Consider the following 1,095-nt stretch of genomic DNA (forward strand, 5'->3'; position numbering starts at 1 on the left):
AAAAAATAGATCTGTCCCGGTTTTTGGTGACAACCTCAGCGCGGCGGATTTCCAGATGAGCTTCCCCCTGGAAGCCTCCGTCGCCCGGGGCATCGTCGGCAACAACCGGCCCAACATCACGGCCTGGGTGGAACGGGTGCATGCCCGGCCGGCTTATCAGCGGGGGCTTGAGAAGGGTGGGGAGTATGATTTTGCCTGAGGGTATGGGGGCCAGCCCGAAACGCCTCAAACCGGCAGTTCGATGATTTCGCCGGATATACAATCTTCACTCACGTCTAGCCGACCTACGGTAATGGGCAGCGTAAAACGCCGCGGCCCTGAACCACCCGGATTGAAGTAAAGCACGTCACCGACCCACTCATTGCGAGGTTTGTGGGAATGGCCGGCAATCACCACCCGGTAGCGACCTTGCGGTTCAATGTCGAGGGTTTTGACATCGTGGAGCATGTAAAGCGCGTGGCCGAGGACTTCCAGATCCCGCACATCAGGAAGATCCGCCGCGCGGCCGGTGTTGTCGATATTGCCGCGAATCGCCACCACCGGCGCAATGGCCTCCAGCGCGTCCAGCACCTCGTCCCGACCGACGTCACCGGCGTGCAGGATCAGGTCTGAGCCTTGCAATGCGTCCAGGGCTTCGGGACGCATTTTGCTGTGGGTGTCTGCGATGACGCCGATTTGCATGCTTGAGCCTTTTATCGATGCCTGTGCGTGAACAGATGCCCTCAATGATGCCCGCCCGGCCCGTGGGCATGGCCATGGGCCAACTCTTCAGAATCCTCTGCACGAGGAAGCCCGGACAACTTTGCAGCAGTACCCAGCTGCGTATCTACGGAAAACGACCGCGGAAAATAGATCTGTCCTGGTTATCCCAGTCCTTTTGTTAACTGCGCCAAATCCGGAAAGCAACGATGGCGGCGAAAACCCCGATGCTCAGAAACTTCATGATGTAGAACCTATGTTTCAGGCAATGACAAGCAGGATAGATCCAAACCTCTGACCTGTGAAGTGGACCCCGAAATTTGGACAGGTGCCTAAGCTCTGATTCATCATCTCCACAAGGAGGAGAATCATGAGCAAGAAACGCAAGCAATACAG

Annotated in this window: 1 protein-coding gene and 1 pseudogene; one reads left to right on the forward strand and one right to left on the reverse strand. The window is 56.9% G+C overall.

Features of this window, described 5'->3' with window-relative positions; translation table 11 throughout:
• Positions 1-199 (forward strand): annotated as a pseudogene (locus BM036_RS19705) (hypothetical protein); the annotation flags it as partial.
• A gap of 26 nt (positions 200-225) precedes the next feature.
• Here BM036_RS19705 and BM036_RS19710 read toward each other — a convergent pair.
• Positions 226-681 carry a metallophosphoesterase family protein gene (locus tag BM036_RS19710; RefSeq protein WP_091855315.1) on the reverse strand — a complete coding sequence of 152 codons (456 nt, stop codon included), beginning with the start codon at positions 679-681 and terminating at the stop codon, positions 226-228.
• Between the last annotated feature and the right edge of the window lie 414 nt (positions 682-1,095).

The organism is Marinobacter segnicrescens, from assembly GCF_900111555.1.
GTDB lineage: Bacteria > Pseudomonadota > Gammaproteobacteria > Pseudomonadales > Oleiphilaceae > Marinobacter > Marinobacter segnicrescens.

Excerpts from the sequence above, each read along its gene's own strand:
- BM036_RS19710 (WP_091855315.1), bottom strand. The coding sequence starts at position 681 with ATGCAAATCGGCGTCATCGCAGACACCCACAGCAAAATGCGTCCCGAA.